At 57.1% G+C, this 21,584-nt stretch carries 21 protein-coding genes and 1 riboswitch; of the genes, 6 read left to right on the forward strand and 15 right to left on the reverse strand.

Annotation, left to right across the window (positions count from 1 at the left end):
- Positions 1-7 precede the first annotated feature (7 nt).
- From prfA to ACFO1S_RS08710, 4 genes are all read right to left on the reverse strand, one after another.
- Complete coding sequence (prfA, locus tag ACFO1S_RS08695) at positions 8-1,084, reverse strand: peptide chain release factor 1 (RefSeq protein WP_204602750.1); 1,077 nt, start codon at positions 1,082-1,084, stop codon at positions 8-10.
- Positions 1,085-1,225: 141 nt separating this feature from the next.
- A complete protein-coding gene (locus ACFO1S_RS08700) occupies positions 1,226-2,344 on the reverse strand; it encodes a stalk domain-containing protein (protein ID WP_204602749.1) in 1,119 nt (372 codons plus the stop codon).
- A 186-nt stretch (positions 2,345-2,530) separates the two neighbouring features.
- Positions 2,531-3,631 carry a redox-regulated ATPase YchF gene (gene ychF / locus ACFO1S_RS08705; RefSeq protein WP_204602748.1) on the reverse strand — a complete coding sequence of 367 codons (1,101 nt, stop codon included), beginning with the start codon at positions 3,629-3,631 and terminating at the stop codon, positions 2,531-2,533.
- Between the two features lie 169 nt (positions 3,632-3,800).
- A complete protein-coding gene (locus tag ACFO1S_RS08710) occupies positions 3,801-4,685 on the reverse strand; it encodes a DUF6612 family protein (RefSeq protein WP_378126665.1) in 885 nt (294 codons plus the stop codon).
- 76 nt (positions 4,686-4,761) lie between these two features.
- On the opposite strand from ACFO1S_RS08710, the gene ACFO1S_RS08715 reads away from it, so the two are divergent.
- A complete protein-coding gene (locus ACFO1S_RS08715; RefSeq protein ID WP_204602746.1) occupies positions 4,762-4,905 on the forward strand; it encodes a hypothetical protein in 144 nt (47 codons plus the stop codon).
- A 310-nt stretch (positions 4,906-5,215) separates the two neighbouring features.
- Positions 5,216-5,941, forward strand: a complete 726-nt coding sequence (locus ACFO1S_RS08720; RefSeq protein WP_204602745.1) for a hypothetical protein — start codon at positions 5,216-5,218, stop codon at positions 5,939-5,941.
- 67 nt (positions 5,942-6,008) lie between these two features.
- Here the strand turns inward: ACFO1S_RS08720 and ACFO1S_RS08725 are convergent, their stop codons facing one another.
- From ACFO1S_RS08725 to ACFO1S_RS08745, 5 genes are all read right to left on the reverse strand, one after another.
- Positions 6,009-8,030, reverse strand: a complete 2,022-nt coding sequence (locus tag ACFO1S_RS08725) for a YhgE/Pip family protein (RefSeq protein ID WP_204602744.1) — start codon at positions 8,028-8,030, stop codon at positions 6,009-6,011.
- Between the two features lie 99 nt (positions 8,031-8,129).
- On the reverse strand, positions 8,130-8,705 hold the full coding sequence (locus ACFO1S_RS08730) for a TetR/AcrR family transcriptional regulator (protein WP_204602743.1): 576 nt from the start codon (positions 8,703-8,705) through the stop codon (positions 8,130-8,132).
- Between the two features lie 156 nt (positions 8,706-8,861).
- Positions 8,862-9,173, reverse strand: coding sequence for a thioredoxin (gene trxA, locus ACFO1S_RS08735; protein ID WP_204602742.1), 312 nt, complete (start codon positions 9,171-9,173; stop codon positions 8,862-8,864).
- Positions 9,174-9,289: 116 nt separating this feature from the next.
- Positions 9,290-9,715: an RrF2 family transcriptional regulator gene (locus tag ACFO1S_RS08740; protein WP_204602741.1), complete on the reverse strand. Its 426-nt coding sequence runs from the start codon at positions 9,713-9,715 to the stop codon at positions 9,290-9,292.
- Between the two features lie 133 nt (positions 9,716-9,848).
- Positions 9,849-10,628: an aldo/keto reductase gene (locus tag ACFO1S_RS08745; protein WP_204602912.1), complete on the reverse strand. Its 780-nt coding sequence runs from the start codon at positions 10,626-10,628 to the stop codon at positions 9,849-9,851.
- Between the two features lie 180 nt (positions 10,629-10,808).
- Between ACFO1S_RS08745 and ACFO1S_RS08750 the strand changes: the two genes are divergently transcribed.
- Entirely contained in the window at positions 10,809-11,444 is a 636-nt protein-coding gene (locus tag ACFO1S_RS08750; RefSeq protein WP_204602740.1) for a DsbA family oxidoreductase, read from the forward strand.
- Here the strand turns inward: ACFO1S_RS08750 and ACFO1S_RS08755 are convergent.
- Complete coding sequence (locus ACFO1S_RS08755) at positions 11,432-12,355, reverse strand: LysR family transcriptional regulator (protein ID WP_204602739.1); 924 nt, start codon at positions 12,353-12,355, stop codon at positions 11,432-11,434. The genes ACFO1S_RS08750 and ACFO1S_RS08755 overlap by 13 nt on opposite strands.
- A gap of 121 nt (positions 12,356-12,476) precedes the next feature.
- Here ACFO1S_RS08755 and ACFO1S_RS08760 point away from each other — a divergent pair, with 121 nt between their 5' ends.
- Positions 12,477-13,517, forward strand: a complete 1,041-nt coding sequence (locus tag ACFO1S_RS08760; protein WP_204602738.1) for a YeiH family protein — start codon at positions 12,477-12,479, stop codon at positions 13,515-13,517.
- Positions 13,518-13,585: 68 nt separating this feature from the next.
- Here ACFO1S_RS08760 and ACFO1S_RS08765 read toward each other — a convergent pair whose 3' ends face one another.
- The 4 genes from ACFO1S_RS08765 to ACFO1S_RS08780 form a co-directional block, all read right to left on the reverse strand.
- Positions 13,586-15,022, reverse strand: coding sequence for an NAD(P)/FAD-dependent oxidoreductase (locus ACFO1S_RS08765; protein ID WP_204602737.1), 1,437 nt, complete (start codon positions 15,020-15,022; stop codon positions 13,586-13,588).
- Positions 15,023-15,202: 180 nt separating this feature from the next.
- Positions 15,203-15,302: riboswitch (purine riboswitch) on the reverse strand.
- Positions 15,303-15,472: 170 nt separating this feature from the next.
- Positions 15,473-16,339 carry a transglutaminase family protein gene (locus tag ACFO1S_RS08770; protein ID WP_204602736.1) on the reverse strand — a complete coding sequence of 289 codons (867 nt, stop codon included), beginning with the start codon at positions 16,337-16,339 and terminating at the stop codon, positions 15,473-15,475.
- Positions 16,336-17,289, reverse strand: coding sequence for an alpha-E domain-containing protein (locus ACFO1S_RS08775; protein ID WP_204602735.1), 954 nt, complete (start codon positions 17,287-17,289; stop codon positions 16,336-16,338). The genes ACFO1S_RS08770 and ACFO1S_RS08775 overlap by 4 nt, the downstream gene beginning before the upstream one ends.
- Before the next feature lie 47 nt (positions 17,290-17,336).
- Positions 17,337-18,791 (reverse strand): circularly permuted type 2 ATP-grasp protein, encoded by a 1,455-nt coding sequence (locus tag ACFO1S_RS08780; protein ID WP_204602734.1) that lies wholly within the window; start codon positions 18,789-18,791, stop codon positions 17,337-17,339.
- 378 nt (positions 18,792-19,169) lie between these two features.
- On the opposite strand from ACFO1S_RS08780, the gene ACFO1S_RS08785 reads away from it, so the two are divergent.
- Positions 19,170-20,078 carry a cation diffusion facilitator family transporter gene (locus ACFO1S_RS08785; protein WP_204602733.1) on the forward strand — a complete coding sequence of 303 codons (909 nt, stop codon included), beginning with the start codon at positions 19,170-19,172 and terminating at the stop codon, positions 20,076-20,078.
- Positions 20,079-20,161: 83 nt separating this feature from the next.
- Positions 20,162-20,644 carry a DL-endopeptidase inhibitor IseA family protein gene (locus ACFO1S_RS08790; RefSeq protein ID WP_204602732.1) on the forward strand — a complete coding sequence of 161 codons (483 nt, stop codon included), beginning with the start codon at positions 20,162-20,164 and terminating at the stop codon, positions 20,642-20,644.
- Positions 20,645-20,754: 110 nt separating this feature from the next.
- Here the strand turns inward: ACFO1S_RS08790 and ACFO1S_RS08795 are convergent, their stop codons facing one another.
- Positions 20,755-21,579, reverse strand: coding sequence for a carbohydrate ABC transporter permease (locus ACFO1S_RS08795; RefSeq protein WP_204602731.1), 825 nt, complete (start codon positions 21,577-21,579; stop codon positions 20,755-20,757).
- Positions 21,580-21,584: the final 5 nt, after the last annotated feature.

A 21,584-nucleotide genomic window follows, 5' to 3' on the forward strand; every position in this document is an offset into this window, starting at 1 on the left:
TCCTCCATTATTGCCTCATCTGTTCGCGTTCAAGAATATCGGCCTGCTCGGCCAGCGTCAGCGCTTGAACGATCTCTTCCATATCTCCGTTCAGCACATAATCCAAGCGATGAAGAGTTAGGCCGATCCGGTGGTCGGTTACCCGGCTCTGCGGGAAATTGTAAGTGCGAATCCGCTCGCTGCGGTCCCCGGTCCCGATTTTCTCCCTGCGCTCGCCCGAATACTTGGCTTCCTCTTCCTGCCGCTTGACGTCCATAATTCTTGTCCGCAGCACCTGAAGTGCCTTATCCTTGTTATCGTTCTGCGACTTGCCGTCCTGACAGGTAGCCACGATGCCCGTCGGCACATGAGTCACGCGAACCGCCGATTTCGTCGTATTGACGGATTGACCGCCCGCGCCGCTGGAGCAGAACGTATCTACGCGAATATCCTTGTCGTGAATGACAATGTCCAGCTCTTCGGCTTCAGGCATAACGACAACGGTAGACGTCGACGTATGAATCCGGCCGCCGGATTCCGTCTCGGGAACCCGTTGCACGCGATGGGCGCCGCTCTCGTACTTCATTTTGCGATAGGCTTCCGGCCCGCTGATCGAGAAGATAACTTCCTTGAAGCCGCCCAGATCGCTTACGCTGGCTTCCAGCATTTCCGTGCGCCAGCCCTGGCTGTCCGCAAACTTCGCATACATCCGGTACAGCTCCGAAGCGAACAGATTCGCCTCTTCCCCGCCGGCCGCGCCGCGAATTTCCACGATAATGTCCTTGCCGTCATTAGGGTCCTTAGGCAGCAGCAGCACGCGGATATTTTCTTCCAGCTCGGAGCGCCGGGCATCCAGCTCCTCGATCTCCAGCTTCACCATCTCGCGCATTTCCTCGTCCAGCTTGTCATCCTGCATCGCCTTCGCATCCTGCAGCTGGACAAGCACTTGCTTATATTCTTCGTATGCGCGGTAAGCCTCCTCAAGGCCGGCTTGCTCCTTCGCGTACGTTCTGAGCCGCGTCGAATCGTTTACCACGTCGGGATCGCTCAACAATTCGTTAAGCTTCTCGTATCGTTCCGCCAATATTTGCAGACGGTCCAGCACTGTTCCTCATCCTCCGTTAACCATCAGTGTTTTCGTTAATCCCTATTATAACACACGATGGACGTTTCGTGCGGACCCCTGTCGCCAAAGACGAAGACGACCCCAAGCGGGGCCGTCTTCGTCTATTCTCAATATTGACGTCTACTTCCGGGGCATGAAGCCCAGAAGCTCTTTGGTGTCCGTAGTAAACAGCATCGACAAGGGACCGAGCAGAGCGTCTTGATCCGTACTGTAGGTCACCTGTACCAGCTTGCCGTTCGCGGCCTGGATCTCTTGCAGCTTTTTCTTCTGGGCCTCCGTGGAAGCCATCAATCCTATGTTAGCGGAATCGACCTCCTCTACGGCCGCCTCTTCCTTCTTCGTAATCAAGTGCGACTTCTCGCCGGCAGGGACGTGCTTCCACGCCAGCTCCCGATATTCCTCGATTGTCGCCGGGGCAAGCTGTGCCTTATCCGACAGCACGACGAGGAAGTGAAGCGGACCTTTCGGAGGAAGACTTTCTTGCAGATGCGGGCCGTAGTAGGCACGCACATGGTCGCCGGCCTTCAGGTCTGCGAAGGGAACGGACTCGCCCTGCGCCGTCATGACGCTCGTTTCCTTGCCCGCGTTCAGCACCAGCGTCGTGACGGACTTTCCGTCCTTCGTTTCGCCGAATTTGACTTGCCAGCCGTCCTCCGTTTTTTCGATCGACTGGATGACATCCTCCTTCACAAGCGATTCGCTGCTAAAGACGATCTTATGAGCATGGGATTGTCCCGGGAAGCTCATCGTGATCATCGGCCCGAATTCCGCCATGATTCTGCTTCCGGCTTTCAGATCGGCGGCGGCGATCGCCTTGCCGCTCTCATCGGAAAGCTCCGTATCCTTATCCACTGTAAGAATCATCCAGCGCTGATCTCCGTAGCCGAGCAGCTCGACGCGGTATTGCCCCGCCTTATCCGTAGGCTTCACGTCAACGACGACGCCCAGCATTCTGGCAAGCTCGGCCTCCTGTGCCTCCTTCGCGTTGATTTGAATTTCTTTGCCTTTCGCGTTCCAGTTCAACGTATAGCCAAGCTCGGCCGCCGCATCGCGCGCAGGCAGGTAGGCTTTGCCGTTAATATAGACCGGCGTCAGCGACGTGCTCTGGCCATTGACCGATACGGTGATATCCTTATGCCAGATTCCCGTTACTTTGCTCACGACTCCGCTGGCTCCGACAGCGGCGCCTGTGCCCAGAAGCCCCACGGCCGTCAGCACGACCAACAATTTTTTCTGCATATTCATTTCTCCCTTCGGCATATGCCGCAATGTATTAGATATCAGACCAGGTATGACTTGCTATCAGCCTCATTGACGCAGCCAGCTTCAAAAAGGTTACATGAGAAAAAATTAACTTGGTCCAAAACGGCAAAAAAGCAGCCGGAGGGAACCGCTATCCCTCAAGCTGCTTCTTCTATATCGAGCTTATACGTTGAACAAGAAGTGCATGACGTCTCCGTCCGCAACGACGTATTCTTTGCCCTCCAGACGAACAAGACCTTTTTCCTTGGCCGCCTTCATCGAACCGTTGCCGACCAGATCCTCATATGCGACAACCTCTGCCCGGATAAATCCGCGCTCAAAGTCCGTATGAATGACTCCCGCCGCTTGGGGAGCTTTCGTTCCTTTGCGAATGGTCCAGGCCCGAACCTCTTGAACGCCCGCCGTAAAATAAGTGAACAGTCCAAGCAGTTTGTAAGACGCGCGAATCAGGCGATTAAGTCCCGATTCGGTCAGGCCCAGCTCCTCCAGAAACATTTCCTTGTCCTCGCCCTCAAGCTCGGCGATCTCGGATTCCACCTTAGCGCTGATATGAACGACTTCCGAGCCTTCTGCCGCCGCGAACTCGCGCACCTTCTGCACGTACGGATTGCCGTCGGCATTGGCCGCATCGCTCTCGCCGACATTGGTCGCGTACAGCACCGGCTTCATCGTCAGAAGATGGAGGTCGCGAACGAGTCTCGCCTCCTCCGGCGTAAGCTCAAGACTTCTCGCCGGCTTCTCCGCCGTCAAGGTTGCGTGCAGGCGCTCCAGAACCTCCATTTCCTCGGCGACCTTTTTGTCCCCGCCTTTCAGTCCTTTGCGCGTGCGTTCCATACGCTTCTCTACGGAATCGATATCCGTTAAGATCAGCTCCAGGTTAATGACCTCGATGTCGCCGATCGGATCGATCTTGCCCGAGACGTGCGTGATGTTCTCATCCTGAAAGCAGCGAACGACGTGAACGATCGCGTCAACCTCGCGGATATTGCCCAGGAATTTGTTGCCCAGCCCTTCTCCCCGGCTTGCGCCTTTGACCAGACCGGCAATATCGACGAATTCGAAGGCCGTAGGGACGATCCGATTCGGATTGACGATCTCGGCCAGCTTATCCATGCGCACATCCGGCACTTCGACAACTCCGACATTCGGATCGATGGTGCAGAACGGATAATTCGCCATCTCCGCTCCCGCTTGGGTAATTGCATTAAACAAGGTCGACTTCCCTACGTTCGGAAGGCCGACAATTCCGCACGACAGTGCCATGATCTTAACACTCCTGACTTCTTGCGACCGCCCTTCGCCATAGCGCGAAGCCAATCGTCAAGCTGTTCCATTCTCACGCCATTATAGCGGAACTGCGCATGAACGTCCACCGCCAACCTCCGCATTCCGACCGAAGCCTCCGGCTAATCCCGGCGCTCGCCCCTCCCGCTTACTCGTTCAGCTCCAACTGCTCGCCAAGCTCGTCCGGGTCCGGCGCCCTCAACGCTTCATCGGGCACCGCGATAGGCGATGTTGCGTTCGGCTTGCCGTAGCTGCCCGACACCGTTTGGACGATTGGGGACTTCTGTCCAGGCTCAAGCTCGATCGCCAGCTTCGTTTCGATTCGGTAAGCCAGCGGCCAGTCGCGTTCGGCGTCTATCCGGTAAACTACGCTCAGCTTCTCCACCTCAAGCTTGGCCGCAATCTCCCCTTCCGACTCCGTCAATCCAAGCGTGCTTCGCAGCATGCCTGCGACAAAAGGCTTGGCCGCCGGTCCGGTCCCTTCATAGCCCACCACGATTTCCGCCCCGTTGCGCCGGGCTTCAAGATTCGGAGCAAGCCCGCGAATCCGTTCGATTGCGCGCTCCGGATCTGCCTGAAACTCCGACAGCGTCGCCCGGTTCTCGGCGGACACTTGCTTGGAGAGCTTGCTCCATTCCTCATACTCGGGCAGATACATATAATAAGCCTCCGGCGTAAGGATGGTCCGCAGCTTCGACTTCTCTCCGTCGATATCGCTGTCTATCGTCTGATCCAGCCGGAACGGCTCACGCTCCACTCGGCCCGTCATGTCGACCAGAACGTTCGTGCGCGCCTTGTCCCCATCCGGCCCCAGATGCTGATCCATCCGCAGTTCGAAGCTGTATCGCGTCATCTTCTTGGCCGCCGCCTCTGCCCGGGCCAGCCATTCGTCAGCCGACGATTGGAGCGGCGCGGCCGATTTCTCTAACGCCGGGGCTGGCTGCGCTTGTTTGCTTGAACAAGCGGTGACGACCAATACGCCGGCAAGCCCGATATACCCTAGAGCTCGACACACTGCCGACCTTCCCTTCATCAACACCAACGACCTCCTTATCTGGATAACACGGTTATGGAATGCGCACAATGACGACGAGGAAGGAGGGATATCCATGGAAAATAAATCGCGTCGCGGCAATTACAAAGGCACGACACATATGAAAGCCCCCCATCAAGATATGGCCTTCGTCAACGACACGCTGGAGAATACCAAATCCGTCGCTCCGGTGCCATCCGCCAAGAAGGAGACGGACTAAGAAGCATGCTCTTCGGATAATCGGCCAATCGCCCTCAGCTCTTCTGCACTTCAGCCCCCTGGCTTCAGGGGGCTCATTCTCGAAGCCGAGCTCCTGCTTGGCGCTATTTCCTCCCTGTAGCTTAACCAGAGAAAGCCGAAAGCACCCGCGCTCTCCCGCGCGTGGAATGCACCCTCCTATAATCGGCCTTTTCCCTTCTTTCACCGGCCCGATTGGGCGACGCCCCGCAAATAAAACAGCATTTTCCATCGGAACATCTCGGTCATTTCTGCGTCTAACTTAATACTTGACTGCAAGGAGGAAGAAGACCATGCGTAAAATTTACCCGTTGCTGGCCGCGGCCCTTCTCGCTGTCCTATTGGCTGGATGCGGAGCCGATTCCAATAAGAATGAAGCAACTGAAGCTCCGAATATTTTCTCGTCTGCTCCTGCGTCCCTCGGAACCCCGTCTACTGGCGGCGCCGGCAAGGAGGCGCCCGCTCCTTCAAGCGGAGAGAGCCCCTCGGGAACTCCGACTGCAGAGCTGGCCAACGACCAGCAAAGCACTCTAAAAGAGCTCGCGCGGGAAACGATCGGTTATTTGCGGGAAAGAGACCTCGCTTCCCTGGTGACCTTGGTGGATCCCGAGCAGGGCCTGCGCTTCTCCCCGTACTCTCATGTCAACACCGACAGCGATCTTGTGTTCAAGCCGGACGATTTTCCGACCTTCAAGGACAAGGAAAAACGGATTTGGGGCACGGCTGACGGCAGCGGAGAGCCGATCGAGCTTTCGTTCCGCGATTATTACGAGAAGTTTGTGTACAACAAGGATTTTGCCGATGCGCCCGACGTCAGCGTTAACCAGGTCATCGGCACCGGCAATTCCGAATTCAATGTTCCCAGCGTGTACCCGAACGCCTCTTACGTCGAGCTTCACTTTCCCGGCTTCGACGAGGAACTCGACGGAATGGACTGGCAAAGCCTTGTGCTCGTCTTTGTTCCATCCGGAGAAGAGTGGAAGCTTGCCGGAATCGTACACGGCCAATGGACGATTTAAGGCCAATAGACAAAAGGGTTATGTCCCGGACGCAGTTAGTTGCCCCGAGTCATAACCCTTTGTCGTTTTAAGCCGTTTGCGGCTGATCCCCCCTGTCTGTGGAACGGTATTCCCTGCGATAGGCGATCGCGTAATAGCCGAACGAGAGCAGCGCGAACGCCGCGAAGTAGAGGAGCAGCAAACCGGCGTTGTGCTGCAGCACGGCGTAATCTCCGTTGGAAATAACCGCCCTGAATCCGGAGATAGCGTGAGTCATAGGCAGCCATTCGCTCACCTTCTGCAGTCCGCCCGGAATCATCTCCAGCGGGAAGGTGCCCCCCGAGCTGGTGAGCTGGAAAATCAGCAGGATGATCGCCAGGAACCGCCCCGGATTCTTCATCGAAGCGACCAGAAATTGAATGATCGCCATGAAGGTGATGCTGGTCACGGCACTGAACAGGAAAAATAGAGGAACGCTTTCCACCTCAAGCCCGACCCCATAGAGCAGAATAACGTCCGCGATAACGGCTTGTCCCAGCCCGATTGCCGCCATCGTCAGCAGCTTCCCGACGAACCAGCTCCAAGCGCCGGCTGGCTCGTGCAGAGGCTCCTTCACCGTATAGACCACCGTCAAGAGCAGCGCCCCTACGAACAATCCCAGAGATATGAAATAGGGAGCGAAGCCCGTACCGTAATTGGGAACGTCGCTTGTCTTCTCGACATGAAGCTGAACCGGATTCGAGAACATGTCTACCAGCCGCTCATCTCCGCCAATGCCCCCGGTTGACGCCGCCGCTTCCTCAAGCTTGCCCGACAGCTCGCCGGTACCGTTCGTCAGCTTGATCAGCCCGTTCGTGATCTGCCGTGCGCCCTGATCCAATTGCGCGGAGCCGTCCGCCAGCCGTTCCACGCCACCCGATAAGCCGGTTAGCCCTTCTTGCAGCCGCGAGGCGCCTCTATACAATCGGTCCGCCCCGTCCGCCGCCGAAGCCGCTCCGTCCGCCGCCGTATTCACCTGCGAATCGAACTGGCGAAGACCGTCGGCCAGCCGCGCCGTCCCTTCGCTCAGCCTTGCCGCTCCATCCGCAAGCTTGCTCTGACCCTTCTTGGCCTCATCCGCGCCCGCCGCCACCTGCTGACTGGCGGCCAGAAGCTGCTGCCAGCTTTCGTCGGCTTCAAGCTCGGGATGAGCCTGGGCATACTGCTTCAAGCCGACTGCGACCGTATGCGCCCCCGTGCTCAGTCTCTCCGCGCCTTCAACGGACTGCTTCAAGCCCGCAGTCAAATCCGACGATCCTTGCTTCGTCATCAGAGCGCCCGCTTCGAGCGGCTTTCCTGCTTCGGCAAGCTTGCTCAGCCCTTCCGCAAGCGCGCTGCCGCCGCGCTTCAATTCGGACGCTCCGTGCACGAGCTTCGAGCCGCCCTCTGCCAGCTTCGCGACCCCGTTCTTCAGCGTTACCGAACCTTCAGCCAGTTGACTCAGATTACGCTCGATTCGGGCAGCTCCGTCCTTGGCGCTGCTCGTGCCTTGGGCAATCTCGCTCGCGCCCTCGCTCGCCTCGCCCAAGCCATCCGACAGCGTATGAATTTGCTCGAACATCGTCCGGGTATAAGCTTTCGTCACTTCCCTGCCAAGCTCGGTTTTCATCTTCTCTACCGCATTGCTTCCAATCTGGGAAGCCAGGAAGTTCGAGCTTTCGTTCGGCTTAAACCATATTTCCGCGGGCGAAGGCTGATCGGAGGTCAACGTCGCCGCATGCTCGGAGAAGCTCTCGGGAATCTCGATGGACATATAATACCGATTCGCCTTCAGTCCCGCTTCCGCCTCCGAATGATCGACGAAGCGGTAATCGAAGGTTTGGTTTGCACGGAGCTGTTCCACGAAATCCTGGCCGATATGCAGCGTCCGGCCCTCATAGACCGCTCCCCGGTCCGAGTTGACGACGGCCACGGGAAGCCGATCCATATGTCCGTAGGGGTCCCAGAACGCGCTGAGGAAGGTTCCGCTGTACATGATGGGAATCATCAGAATACCGATTACGGGAATCAACAGCTTCGGGTTGCGCCCGATCGCCGACATCTCTTTCGCAAATTGCTTTAATCCTTTCATTTCGAGCACACCCCTTATTATTTTGACCATTTTGGTCATTTAGTCATTTTGGGCAAAAAAGAAAAGCGGAGCGCCTTGGCCCGCAGCACGCAAGCTCTCTTACTCCGCAGCCAAGCCATGCAACAAATAAAGCTCGAACAGCTCCGCAATCTTCTCCTTCGGCAGCGCCTCATGAAACTGCTGCCAATCGGAAGCCAACGCCACATACAGCTTAAGCATGACAAAGGCCGTAACTTCCGGATTGCAATGCTTTAATTGTCCCTTATCCACGGCAACCTGAATTCTCGCCTGAATGTAAGACAAAATCGCCGCCTCCAGCTTCTGCAAGCCCTCCAGCGCTTTTGCCGTTCCCATATCGCGAACCTCGTGAGCCATTTTGACAGCCAGCTGGTGTTTGTCGCGATAATCGAGAATCCGGCGCAGCACCCGGCTCAGATTGTCGAAGAACGGCTGGTACTCGTCATACTCGGCATCTGCAATTTGCCTGACCTCCCGGATCAAGCCGCTCATGATCTCGTCAAACAGCTCCTCCTTATTCGAGAAGAAGGTGTAGATCGTTCCTTTCCCGACATTGGCCAACTTGGCAACCTGATCCATTGTAGTTGCCTTGTAGCCGAACAAGGCGAACGATTGGGACGCGGCTTCCACAATCTGCTTTCTTCGATCGACAGCCATATCTCCATGCTCCCGTCTGCTAAATTGACCAAATTTCAATATTGGTCATTCGGTCAGAAGTGATCATACCACCTTCTTCGCGTTTCCGCAAGGAGGCATCAAAAAACGCCGCAGCCCCCGGATTTAACAAGGGCTAGCGGCGTTCAGGCACCCGGCTTACAGGTGGTTTTGGATCTTTGCTTTCAACGATTCTTTGCTTTGCAGGCCAACGAGCTTATCTACAGGCTGACCGTCCTTAAACAGAATCAACGTTGGAATGCTCATGACGCCGAATTGGCTGGCCAGCTCCGGCTCTTCGTCGACATTAACCTTCGCAATCGTCGCCGTGCCTTTCAACTCGTCGGACAGCTCCTCAACGATCGGAAGCTGCATTTTGCAAGGACCGCACCATGGGGCCCAGAAATCAAGCAAGGATACGCCTTGCGCGACGTTCTCCGTAAAATTGTCTTTTGTAATCGCTACTGCCATGACACATCTCTCCTATCCTTAGAGAATGATTGGATAACACCATATGATGATCGGGCATTCTGAATTACCCGCTCCATCCCAAATCAAATCCCGCTTCGGCGGCAGCCCTCCGGCCGCTAAGCCCTTGCCTTGGCGGTTAACCGCTCCAGCATCTGTCCGATGGTGATCGAATCCAGATAAGCTTCAAGCTGCCGATCCGCGCCGCAGAAAACGTCGTTCATCACATCGCTCATATTCGAGCCGACCAGACAGTCCGACTCCGGATCCCCGCTGCACCAATTCGGAGCCAGGGAGCCTGCGGCGAGCGCGCGATAAACCTCGGCCAACGTCATTCCGTCCGGTTCCCGGGATAGCCGATATCCGCCGCCCGAGCCTTCCCTTGTGTCCACGATGCCGTTTCGGCGCAAACAGCTCATCACCTTGCGCACCCGCACCGGATTCGTGCAGACGTTAGTCGCGATTTCTTCGCTGGAAGCCATGCCGTCGGGACGATGCGCCAGTAGGACAAGACTGTGGACAGCTATAATGAATTCACTGTTCATGGCTATATCCTCCCCGGTTACTGTAATGATAACAGTTACAGTTGGAGGTGTCAAGAGACTTCCCCTTCGTATTATCTCTAAGCGGCAATCCTTCTATCCCTCGCCGCGATTGCGGCCCGCTGGCGCTCTGCGCCTAGAAATCGATATGATCCGGGTCCGCGCCGAAACGGCGGTTTTCGTTCAGTCCGTCAATCGCGACGACATCTTCCGGGGCCAGCTCGAAATCGAATACGTCGGCATTTTCGCGTATGCGCTGCCCCTTCGAGGACTTCGGTATGGTGATCGCCCCGATCTGCAGATGCCAGCGAATGATAATCTGGGCCGGCGTTTTGCCGTACTTGACGGCCAGCTCTCCGATCAGCGGAAGCTCCAGCCTCCCTTGCATCAACGGCCTCCAGGACTGCAGCTGGATGCCTTCCTTTCGGCAGAAGGCAAAGAGCTTCTTCTGCGTATGCAGCGGGTGCATCTCCACCTGATTGACCATCGGCTTGATACGGCAGCTCCCCATCAAATCCTCAAGGTGGTGAATGTTGAAGTTGCTTACTCCGATTGCCCTGATCAGCCCTTGCTCATACAGGTCTTCAATCGCCCGATAGGTATCCTTGTATTTGCCCACCACAGGCCAATGAACCAAATACAAATCCGCATAGTCCATGTCCAGCCGTTCGAGGCTTCTTCGAAAGGCCGCGATCGTCTCGGCGTAGCCCTGCTCGTTGTTCCAAACCTTTGTGGTCACGAATACGGAGTCGCGAGCCACTCCGGACGCCTTCAAGGCTCGTCCCACGCTGCGTTCATTGTCGTACAAGGAAGCCGTGTCGATCCCCCTGTACCCCGCCTCCAACGCGGCAAGCACCGCATTTTCCGTTTCCTCGCCGTCCTTGGCGCGCCATACGCCCAGGCCCAGCCGAGGCATCTCCACCCCGTTCAACAGTTCAACCTTCGAATCGATCGTCCATTTCAAATTGTCCGCCGCCCCTTGTCGCTCGTATGCTTGCTATTCTATCACGATCCGGCGCCAGCCGCACATTGAATCCGCCAAAGCCGTCTGCCATACTAAAGAAACAAACTCATTCCATACCAAGAGGTGTTCAAGATGAAGATAGACGTTTATTCGGATATGGTATGTCCCTGGTGCCGAATCGGCAAGAAAAACATGAACGATGCGATCGACGCCTGGCGCGAGCAGAGCGGACAAACCGTCGAGGTAAGCTATCACGCCTACCAGCTCGACCCCACTCTCCCTCCCGACGGCCTGCCCTTCAACAGCGTCATGGAGAAAAAAATGGGCGGAGCCGAGCGATTGCGCCCGATGCTCCAGCGGGTAACGGATGCCGGCGCGGCGGTTGAAGTTACGTTTAACTTCGACAAGGTGGAGCGCATGCCGAACACGGTGCTCGCCCACCGGATAACGGCGCTGCTGCCCCAGGAAGACGAAGCGCATTGGATCGAAGCGGTCATGAAGGCGTATTTCGAGGACGGCCGGGATATCGCCAAGCTCGATGTGCTGCTGGAGATCGCGGCCGAGCTCGGACTCGACGCCGAAGAGGCTCGCCGCCTTCTGGATAACGGAGAAGGCGTTCAAGCCGTCGAGCAGGATTTCGCCGCAGCCAAGGCCATGGGCATCTCCGGCGTTCCGTTCTTTGTCGTCAACGACAAATACGCTTTGTCCGGCGCATACCCCTCCGCGCAATTTCTGGAGGCCTTCCGCAAAATCTCTCAGTCCGAATAAGACATCCCCGAGCGCTGATCCTTAAGCGCGGCTGCGGTGGCGTGGCGCAGAGTATCCAGGAACGCGATTATCGTTCGGGTTCTCAGCTCGCCTCGCCGCAGCAAAATTTGAAAGCTGCGCTTGAACGGCAGGCCTTCCACGCCCAGCAGCCTTAAGGAGCCGAGCCCGAGCTCTTTGCGAAGCGCCCAGTGCGACAGCAGAGAGACCCCGAGCCCGGCTTCTATCGTTTCTTTGATCGACTGCGTGCTGCCCAGCTCGATCAGTCGCCCCGGCTGAATGCCGAGGGCTTCGAACAGGCTGTCCGCAGCCGCCCGCGTGCCGGAGCCCCGTTCGCGGACCAACCACGCCTGCCGCTCCAGCAGGTCCGGGGAGATGCGGACCATTCCGGCAAGAGGATGTCCCGCGCCCGCCGCAATATGCATTTCATCCTCGGCAAGCCTCTCAACGGAAAGCCCCGGACCGATCTCCTCCCCTTCCACGATCCCGACGTCCAAGACTCGGTTGCGCACCTTCTCAGCGATATCCGCCGTGTTGCCGATAGTCACATTCGGCCGGATATCGGGAAACTCCTCATGCAGGCTGGCCAGCGTAAGCGGAAGAACGTATTCCCCGAACGTATAGCTCGCCCCGATGGCTATCGGCCCTCCCGCGTACCTCATGAGCTCATCGACCATCTCTTCCATATGCCGATACAGCCCGCCGATTTCCCTCGCATGATGCAGCACGATTTCCCCCGCCTTGGTCAAGGCTACCGACTTGTTGCTGCGCTCCAGCAGCCGCGCCTTAAGCCTATCCTCCAGTGCCCGGACATGCTGGCTGACCGCAGGCTGTGTCATATGCAGCCGCTCGGCGGCCCGGGAGAAATTCCTCAACTCGGCAACTGCGACGAATACCATAAGCGCTTGATCCAAGGCCGTCCACCCCATTCATAAGTTAAAACTTATTATAAATATTATAATAATTAATTTCACTTATTTCATGCACGGATTTATGCTGAATCTAACTTATCCGTTATGGAGGTGAACGGTCAGCATGTCTATCCCATTCTTCCGACGTCACGCCTTCCCCGCTCCTAGCCCCTCGCTGGGCACGGGGATTGCGCTGACGCTGACTCTGGCCCTCGCGGGCTGGGGAATCTCGCTGCTGCCCGGGTTGACGAAGCTCGGCCCTCTCGCCTGCACGCTGCTGCTTGCCGCCGTCTATCGCCACCGCTTCGGATATCCCTCGACAGCGAGCGAAGGCGTTCGCTTCTCCTCCGGCACCCTGCTTCGCTTGGCGATCGTCTTATTCGGCCTCAGGCTGAATATCGCCCAGCTGCTGGAAGCCGGTTTGCCGCTGCTGCTGCGGAGCGGCGCGACCGTCCTCTTCTCGCTGGCGGCGGTCATGGCGCTGGGCCGCCTCCTTCGCGCCGATCGCAAATTAATCGTGCTGCTGGCGGCAGGAACCGCGATATGCGGGGCGGCGGCCATCGCCGCAGTAGCTCCGCTATTGCGGTCGAGGGATGACGACACGGCATTCAGCGCAGGACTGATCGCCCTGATCGGAACCGTATTCGCTGCCTTCTACACGCTCGCCCTGCCCTTGCTTCCCTTGGACCCTGCAGTCTACGGCGCTTGGTCCGGACTTACGCTGCATGAGATCGCCCACGTCGCAATGGCCGCCGCCCCCGCCGGATCGGAGGCATTGGCCGAAGGCCTGCTCGCCAAGCTGTGCAGGGTCGCCCTGCTTGTCCCGGTGTGTCTGGGAATCCTCGCCCTCGGCAAGCTTCGCCGCCGCCGCGCGCCGGACAGCTCCCCGGCCGAACGGACTCCCTTCCCGTTCCCGTGGTTTCTACTCGGCTTCATTGCCGCCAGTCTGTTCGGCAGCTACGCGCTTCCGGCCCTGGTTGCTCATCCTGCCGAAATAACTGAAGAGTTGGCCGGCATTACGACGCTTCTGCTCGGCATGGCGATGGCGGGATTAGGTCTTAACGTAAACCTGCGCGAATTCCGCAGCCGCGCAGGCCGTCCGTTCGCAGCCATGCTCATCGCCTCCGTGCTGCTATCGGCGCTGACTTACGTATCGCTGATGTAAGACCTCCAACCGTAGGGAGGGTCGCAGGAATTCGCTCCTCCCTCGGGTCCGGCGCGCCCCTTCAGGCGCTACCGGCTCTGCCGTTGCGAGATCGCCCGCGCCATCCATACGCCCGCCGCCCCGGCCTGCGCCAGCCCGCGCGTTACGCCGGCGCCGTCGCCTCCGCAATAGAGACCGGCAATCTCCGTCTCCAGCGACTCGTTCAGCTTCGGACGCGCCGAATAAAACTTCGCCTCCACTCCGTAAAACAGCGTATGCTCCGAAGCGATGCCGGGCGTCACCTTGTCCAGCGCATGCACCATCTCGATCAGACTCTTCATCGTATTATACGGCAGAACAAGCCCCAGATCGCCCGGAACCGCCTCTTGCAGGGTCGGCTCGATAAAACCCTCCCCAATGCGGCCGACCGTCGATCTCCTGCCGCGCAGAATATCCCCGAACTTCTGGACGATTACGCCGCCGCCCGACAGATCGTTCGCCCGCTTGCAGATCTCGCGGGCGTATTCGTTCGGCTTGTCGAAGGGCTCCGTGAATTTGTGGGAAACGAGCAGCGCAAAGTTCGTATTGGCCGAGCCCAGTTTCGGATCCTTGAACGCATGGCCGTTGGCGGCCATCACTCCGCTGTGGTTTTCCACCACAACGTGCCCCGACGGGTTGCTGCAGAATGTCCGAACCCGGGTGCCGACCGAAGTGTTGAACACGAATTTGCCTTCGTATAGATGCTCGTTGATCTCGCGCATGACGACATCCGACGTCTCTACGCGGACGCCGACATCCACCTGGTTATTCGCCATCCCCAGACGCCGCCGCCTCAGCACCTCGGACAGCCAGCCTGAACCGTCCCTCCCCGGAGCGATCACCACTGCATCCGCACCGATCTCCTCGCCGTCCTTCAGCAGAATCCCGCTCGCGCGATATCCGCCTTCCGTCTTTACGGTCAGCAGGTCCGCGACCTCCGTCTTGAACCTCATCTCGACTCGGCCTTGCAGATAAGCGTTAATCGACTTTAATATCTCCAGGTTCTGCTCGGTTCCCAGATGCCGAACCTGGGCCCGCAGCAGCTTCAGGCCCGCCGCGTACCCTTTACGCTCGATTTCCCGAACCGTATCGGTCGTCGGATCGGTCAAGCCGGGCGCAGCCCCGTGCTCCAGATTGATCCCGTCGACATAACGGATAAGCTCCAGCACGCGCGACGGCGGCAAATAATCCGTCAGCCAGCCTCCGAACTCTGTCGTAATATTGAATTTGCCGTCGCTGTACGCCCCCGCCCCTCCAAAGCCCGCCGTAATCGAGCAAGCCGGCAGGCAGCCGGCATACTCTTTTTTCCCCGCCGGCGGAGGGCACAGCTCGATTTTGTTTTCAAGAATCGGACACCGTCGCCGTTGAATGTCATGCCCCTTATCCACGAGAAGCACTTTAAGCTGCGGAGCGACTCTCGTTAACTCGTAACATGCGAATATTCCCGTCGGGCCAGCGCCTACTACAATGACATCGTACCTGTTCATTCCCGCATCTCCTCCCGGCGCCCTTCGACCCCCAAGATCGATAGGCACCAAGTAAAAACGGCTTCGCCGTCCTTGGGTACGGCGGCATACGTTTTGTATCGCGCTATCAGATGAGTATAAAGGAGGTCAGCATCTTATACTTTCTGATAGGCGCAAAAAAATCCCGACCAGCAAAGGGTGTGGGTATCCCACATCCTTCGTAGTCAGGAATTCATGGTTCCTGGTAGAGACCCTCAGCCCATATTGCCGAGGATATACGAATGGATGAATCGAAGATTAGCTGATCGTATCCACTTCGTACATTACCCGATTTAGGCAAACGAGTCAATCGGGCATTCGCCCAAATATTCGTTTTTCACGAGAAAAATATCTACAAAGACGATTTTGACTAAGATTTACCCTCAATTTCACGAACATTAAACCATAGGAGAAGCAATCAAAACGCCTCCTTCACCCCGTCTCCGCCAATTGAACGTCTACGGTCACCAGCAGCCTCTGCCCCGAGGTTCCCCTGTAGATGCCTTTAACCGGCACAATATCGGGATAGTCCCGTCCGTGGCCAAGCTTCACATAGCGCCAATCGATCAGATTGTTGTTGGTCGGATCGATCCCCTGCCAGCCTACGCCGGGAATGTAAGCTTCCACCCACGCATGAGAGGCCTGCTCGAAGTCCGCGTCCCGTCCCTGCAGATCGCCGACGAAATGATACCCGCTGACATATCTCGCCGGGACCCCGCGCAATCGGCAGATCGAGATGAGCAGATGGGCGAAATCCTGGCATACGCCCGAGCCGATCTCCAGAAGCTCTTCCGCCGTCGTATTTACGCCCGTCGACAGCGGCTTGTATTGAAAATCCCGATACACCGCGCTTGCCGCGTGGCGAAGGAAGCCGAACACGCCCTCTTCCTTCCCTTCAATAGCATTCGCGTAAGCCGCGACGGAGGGATGGAATGACGAATATGCGGTAGGGAGCAAATATTCCGCATTGGCGTCGATAAAGTCCAAGCTTCCGAGCCGCTGCCAGGATTCCTCCGCCCCCCAGGCCGCCTTCCACAGCACATCGCGATCCCTCGTCACAACCGTAGAGTGAGCCGTGATCACCAGCTCCGCATGAGGCGCATTGGCCGTGAAGGAGTGAACCCGGTTGCCAAAATAATCTTCATACGATTGCATTTGAACATTCGGCTCGATGACAAGCCGATGCTGATAGCAAGCTTGCCTCTCGTCGGTGCGCGGCGTTAAGCGAATCTCATTGACACTGTCCGTCACCGGCGTGTCGTAACGATAGCGGGTGACGTGGCAGATTTCGAGCCTCATGCGGTAACCTCCCGTCCAGGGGAAAAAAAGATGCTGGCCACCGCTTCTCCAAGCTGCCTGTTCGTCGACAGAAGCTGCTGCAGCACGGCGTTTAAAGACTCCATCGTAATATCGTTGCGGTCCAGCCACCCCAGCTCCGAACGCGCCTTGCCCGCGAGGCGGATCGTCCGCTCAAGCGCCGAATCGGACTTGCCCGACTCGCGCCGGATTTCCTTCAGATGGCGCTCGAAGGCCGCCAAGGCAAAATGCGCCGAACGGGGGAAAGCCTCCTGCAGGACAAGAAAACGCGATACTCCCTCTAACGTCAAGTCGTCGTGATCCAGCCGCCGGAAGGCTTCATATCCGCCGACCGACTTGAGCAGCGCCATTGTATAGCCGTAAGAGCCTTTACGCTCCTCAGGCGCTATCCCTCCTACGGACCGGAGGAGGCGGACAACGTTCTCGGAACGCTCCAGATATCGCCCGCTCTCCAGCATATGCCAGGACTCATCCCGAAGAGAGATCGATACCGCCGTTCCCTGAAAGGCCGCCAGCCCCTCCTTCAAGCGGCGGAAGAAGTGATGTGGCGCTTGCCGCGCAATCTCGTCCATCTCCATTCCCCTGAGCCACAGGTAGAAGCCGTTGAGCAAGTTCCATAGCTCCGACGGAAGCTGCTCGCGAATTTTCTTCAGATTGTTCCGCGCCTGAGACACGCATGAAAGGATAGAATTCGGCTGGTCCGCATCCAGCGTCAGAAAAAACAAAACATCCCGCTCCCGGTAGCCCTCGTGCTTCTCTTCGTACAGCGCGCAGTCGCCGATCGCCTCCGCAATTCGCTTCCAGGTCGATTCCGCCTCTTCGCCCCCATCCTCGCGCAAATGGTAATAGACGTCCAGCAGCCGCGTGTGATTTTCGGCCCGCTCCGTATACCTGCCTATCCAGAACAAGCATTCCGCTATCCGATCCAGCATAGAGCCACACTCCTCATGGACACGAATCTTGATTTCGCATATCCGTCTTAACGAGCCAATACCCAGGTATCTTTAACCCCTCCGCCTTGCGAAGAATTCACCACCAGAGAGCCTTCCTTCATCGCCACTCTCGTCAAGCCCCCGGGCAGAACGTGCACGTTGGCGCCGTCGGCAAGGGCAAATACCCGCAGGTCAATATGCCTATGGGCCATGCGCCCATCCAGGCTGATCGGCGAAGTCGACAATTTGATCGTAGGCTGCGCAATATAATTATCGGGATTCTCGCGAATCTTCGCAGCGAACCTCTCCCGCTCCGCCTCTGTCGAAGAAGGACCGACCAGCATCCCGTATCCGCCGGACAGCGACGTCTCCTTGACCACCATCTCCTCCAACCGACCGAGCACATGCTCCCTCTCGTCCCTGCGGCTCATCAGAAAAGTCGGCACGTTGCTGAGAATCGGCCGTTCGTTCAGGTAGTAACGAATCATCTCCGGAACGAACGTGTAGATCGCCTTGTCATCCGCGACCCCGGTTCCGGGAGCGTTCGCGATCGTAATGTTGCCATAACGATAAGAGTTCATGAGGCCGGCTACGCCGAGCAGGGAATCGGGACGGAAGGCAAGCGGATCGAGGAAGTCGTCGTCGATCCGTCGGTACAGCACGTCTACCTTCTTGTAGCCGGACAAGCCGCGGATGTAGATTTTGTGGTCGCGGCAGACAAGGTCTCTTCCTTCCACCAGTTCGATTCCTAGCTGCTGGGCGAGAAACGTATGCTCGAAATACGCCGAATTGTAGCTTCCCGGCGTCAGCAGCGCGATGACCGGCTCGGCTTTGTCTGTCGGCGACAGCTTGCGCAAGGAGGCTTTGAAATCGGACAAGAAACGTTCAATCCCCCGAACCGGGTAGGAAAACATCAGCTCGGGAAAATCGTGCGTCATGATGGAGCGGCTCTTGAACACGTAAGAGAAGCCCGAGGGAGAACGAAGATTGTCCTCCAGCACGTAATAAGCGCCCTTCTCATCCCGGATGAGATCGATGCCGGAAGCCGTCACATACGCCCCTCCGGGAACGGAAAGCCTCATCATCTCGGTTCTGAAGTATCGGTTGCCCATGACCATCCGACGCGGAATCAGCCCATCCTTGAGAATGCATTGCTCATGGTAGATGTCGGCGAGGAAAGCATTGAGCGCCCTTACCCGCTGCCTGGTTCCCCGCTCGATCAGCTCCCATTCGTCCGCGGGAATAATTCGCGGAATCAGATCGAATGGAATGGTTCTCTCCAGCGCATCGGGCTGCTCAGTCCCGGCCAGCGTGAACGTGATCCCTTCCTCCAGAAGCCGTCCGTTCATTTTGTCTTGCCGCGCGATTCGATCCTCGGCCGACATTCGCGAGAGCTGTTCGTGTACTTTGCCGTAATGCGAGCGCACATGCGCCCCGTCGTACATCTCGTTGTAGAAACGGGAGGGAAGCGATGGTGCCGGCGTTTCGTTCGTGATTCCCATGCTCAGCAGCTCCTCCCCTGGCGGTTTTTTATTGTAATCATATTCCTTTGGTATATCAATGTCAATAATAGTTACATTAAAATGGAGTTTTATTTGTGTAATTAACACATACATTACATTATGGGTAATGTGAGAGGGAGGGAGGGGCAGAGTATCGGATGCTACAGCTCCATTCGCCCCTTATGCCCAGGTGTGGTACAATAAAGGATAGTGCAGAAATAAACCGCATCAGTTCGTGATTCAGGAGGGCGATATCAACCATGCTTTCGCTCCGCTTCGACATCAATTCCAATTTCTCCATTCAAGCTTTCGGCCCGCGAGCCGGAAGCTTGTTTTTATTTTTGCGCAGGGCAAACATTGTTAGAGGGAGTAATCATTATGGCTAACGGGCATCATTCCGGCATTATCGCAATTTGGATCAGCTTGATCAGCAACATTATCTTGACCGTCGTGAAGGTCGCCGCCGGCCTCCTTTTCTCCAGCCCGGTGCTGCTGGCGGACGGCGTGCATAACGCGGGGGATATCCTTGCGACAATAGCCGCACTCACCTCCTCCATGATCTCCAACAAGCCCGCAGACAGGGACCACCCATACGGCCACGGCAAAGCCGAGGTCGTCGCTTCCGCCTTCGTCGCCGTTATTCTCGCGCTGGCGGCTTTGTGGATCGGCGGCCAAGCGGTTCAGGCCTTGTTCGAGCCCCCGGGAGGAGGAGAAAGCTGGCTGGCTCTCGGGGCGGCAGTTCTCTCGTTGCTTTGGAAGCAGGCGCTTTACGTCTATACGATTAGAGTCGGCAAAGCCGTCAACAGCAAAAGCGTGCTCGCCACCGCCTACGATCACCTTGCCGACGTCTACGCCTCGCTGGCCGCCGTTATCGGCATCGGGATCGGTCTGCTGGGCCATCGGCTGGATTGGGAGTGGGCCGCTTACGGCGATCCGATCGCCGGCTTCATCGTATCGTTGCTGGTCCTCAAGCTCGCCTATAACATCGGCCGGGAAGCCGTAGATATCCTGATGGAGCATACCGTCTCGCCGGAGAAGCTTGCCCACTACGAGAATTTGCTCCGTACGGACATGGACGTCAAGAGAATCGACCGGGTTAGAGCCCGCGAGCACGGCCACTACATCATCGTGGATATTCGCGTCGGTATTCCGAACCATTACACGATCCAGCAAGGACACGACATCAGCCGCAAGCTGAAGCGGCTCATCATGGATTACGACCCGGATGTGGTCGAAGTCATGATTCACTTGAATCCCTGGGAAGCGGACGAGCCGAACAGCGTCTGAGCCAGATTCCTCGCTTGTCCGGCGGACAACCACCCTCGCGCAACCTGCAGCATGTACATAACATGCAATGGGGGGATGCCGAAATGCAAAATGCCGCCGCGACGTATACCGTTCGCCAGCTTACAACGTTCCTGAACACCGCAGAAAGCCAGTGGCTGGCCGTCTATGACTCCTCGTCCAACGGCGCCGCCATCGTCATCGAGGGAGACGAGTACAGAAGACTGCCGCTCCGTTACAGCACCCGCGAGAAAATTCTCGCCTATTTCCGTCGGTGCTGGAGCCCCAGATTAAGCGAAATCATGCTCTGCAATCTCATGCCTATCAGCTACAAAGGCCGATTGTACGAGATCGTCGCCGATCCCGGCCCCGTTCCGTACAAGGTCGTAAGGCTGCAGATTATCAACCAAAGCGCCAGCGAGATTCGCGTTCGCGCGGTTCTGACCGGAAGCGACGAAGGGAATACGACCATTCGTTACACGCTCTCCAAATCAGGCAAGTCATTAAGCATCGCCGCCCGGTCAGACCGCACGAACGATTATCGTTACGCCCCTTGCAGCAAGCAGTGACGGCTGTTTGAACGCCAAAAAACCATCGCGCAGATTAGGACATCTCCTTGACTCTATCCTAATTGCGTTATGGTTTTTTTATTGGACCGATGCAAGTCCATAGCTATAGATTATCCTTTGACCGCCCCTGCCGTTACGCCTTTGGTAATCTGTTCGTTGAAGAGCGCGTAGATGATAATCGCCGGAACCGAGGTCAGGACCATTACGGCAAATTGAGAGCCGAAGTCCGCGGAATATTGACCGGCAAAGTTCATCACCGAGAAGGGCAGCGTTTTGAGCGAGTCCTTGCTCAGGAAGGTTGAGGCCATAATGAATTCGTTCCAACAGTTCAGGAACGTCGTCACGACGACAGTCACAAGAGCCGGCATCGTGAGCGGCGCAATAATCGTGAAGACGATACGATAGATGCTGCAGCCGTCCATAACCGCCGATTCCTCCATCGCTTTAGGAATGCTGCGCAGAAAGCCCGTCAGGATGAAGGTGCCCAGCGGCACCGATACGGCCGTATAGGGCAGAATCAGCCCCCAGTAGGAATCCGTCAAGCCCAGCCAGCGGAAGATGGCGAAGTTCGGAAGCAACGTGGCGTGAATGGGAATCATAATGCCCAGCAGGATCACCGCAAAGAAAAACGAGCGAAACCTCCACTGCATACGGGTGAAAGCATACGCCAGAGTAAGTGACAGAACGACCGTCAGCACGATCGTGACCCCCGAAACCAGGAGGCTGTTCATGAAATATTTCAGAAATTTGCCGTCAATCCATGCGTTCTTGTAATTTTGCCACTGCGGATCGCTCGGCCACTTCAGAATGTGCTCGGAGTAGAAGTCCGCGCTGCTGTTCAACGAGAAATCAATCAGCCAGATCAGCGGGAAGAGCTGCAGGAAGGCGACAACCAGAAAGAAGATCCAGATCCTTGTTTTGCTTCGCGATTTCACGGCTG

The organism is Cohnella boryungensis (assembly GCF_042651945.1).
Classification (GTDB): domain Bacteria; phylum Bacillota; class Bacilli; order Paenibacillales; family Paenibacillaceae; genus Cohnella; species Cohnella boryungensis.

Bases quoted from the DNA above. Each gene is read 5' to 3' on its own strand.
- ACFO1S_RS08700 (WP_204602749.1), bottom strand. From the start codon at position 2,344: ATGCAGAAAAAATTGTTGGTCGTGCTGACGGCCGTGGGGCTTCTGGGC.
- ychF (WP_204602748.1), bottom strand. From the start codon at position 3,631: ATGGCACTGTCGTGCGGAATTGTCGGCCTTCCGAACGTAGGGAAGTCG.
- ACFO1S_RS08710 (WP_378126665.1), bottom strand. From the start codon at position 4,685: ATGAAGGGAAGGTCGGCAGTGTGTCGAGCTCTAGGGTATATCGGGCTT.
- ACFO1S_RS08715 (WP_204602746.1), top strand. From the start codon at position 4,762: ATGGAAAATAAATCGCGTCGCGGCAATTACAAAGGCACGACACATATG.
- ACFO1S_RS08720 (WP_204602745.1), top strand. From the start codon at position 5,216: ATGCGTAAAATTTACCCGTTGCTGGCCGCGGCCCTTCTCGCTGTCCTA.
- ACFO1S_RS08725 (WP_204602744.1), bottom strand. From the start codon at position 8,030: ATGAAAGGATTAAAGCAATTTGCGAAAGAGATGTCGGCGATCGGGCGC.
- ACFO1S_RS08730 (WP_204602743.1), bottom strand. From the start codon at position 8,705: ATGGCTGTCGATCGAAGAAAGCAGATTGTGGAAGCCGCGTCCCAATCG.
- trxA (WP_204602742.1), bottom strand. From the start codon at position 9,173: ATGGCAGTAGCGATTACAAAAGACAATTTTACGGAGAACGTCGCGCAA.
- ACFO1S_RS08740 (WP_204602741.1), bottom strand. From the start codon at position 9,715: ATGAACAGTGAATTCATTATAGCTGTCCACAGTCTTGTCCTACTGGCG.
- ACFO1S_RS08745 (WP_204602912.1), bottom strand. From the start codon at position 10,628: ATGCCTCGGCTGGGCCTGGGCGTATGGCGCGCCAAGGACGGCGAGGAA.
- ACFO1S_RS08750 (WP_204602740.1), top strand. From the start codon at position 10,809: ATGAAGATAGACGTTTATTCGGATATGGTATGTCCCTGGTGCCGAATC.
- ACFO1S_RS08760 (WP_204602738.1), top strand. From the start codon at position 12,477: ATGTCTATCCCATTCTTCCGACGTCACGCCTTCCCCGCTCCTAGCCCC.
- ACFO1S_RS08765 (WP_204602737.1), bottom strand. From the start codon at position 15,022: ATGAACAGGTACGATGTCATTGTAGTAGGCGCTGGCCCGACGGGAATA.
- ACFO1S_RS08770 (WP_204602736.1), bottom strand. From the start codon at position 16,339: ATGAGGCTCGAAATCTGCCACGTCACCCGCTATCGTTACGACACGCCG.
- ACFO1S_RS08775 (WP_204602735.1), bottom strand. From the start codon at position 17,289: ATGCTGGATCGGATAGCGGAATGCTTGTTCTGGATAGGCAGGTATACG.
- ACFO1S_RS08780 (WP_204602734.1), bottom strand. From the start codon at position 18,791: ATGGGAATCACGAACGAAACGCCGGCACCATCGCTTCCCTCCCGTTTC.
- ACFO1S_RS08785 (WP_204602733.1), top strand. From the start codon at position 19,170: ATGGCTAACGGGCATCATTCCGGCATTATCGCAATTTGGATCAGCTTG.
- ACFO1S_RS08790 (WP_204602732.1), top strand. From the start codon at position 20,162: ATGCAAAATGCCGCCGCGACGTATACCGTTCGCCAGCTTACAACGTTC.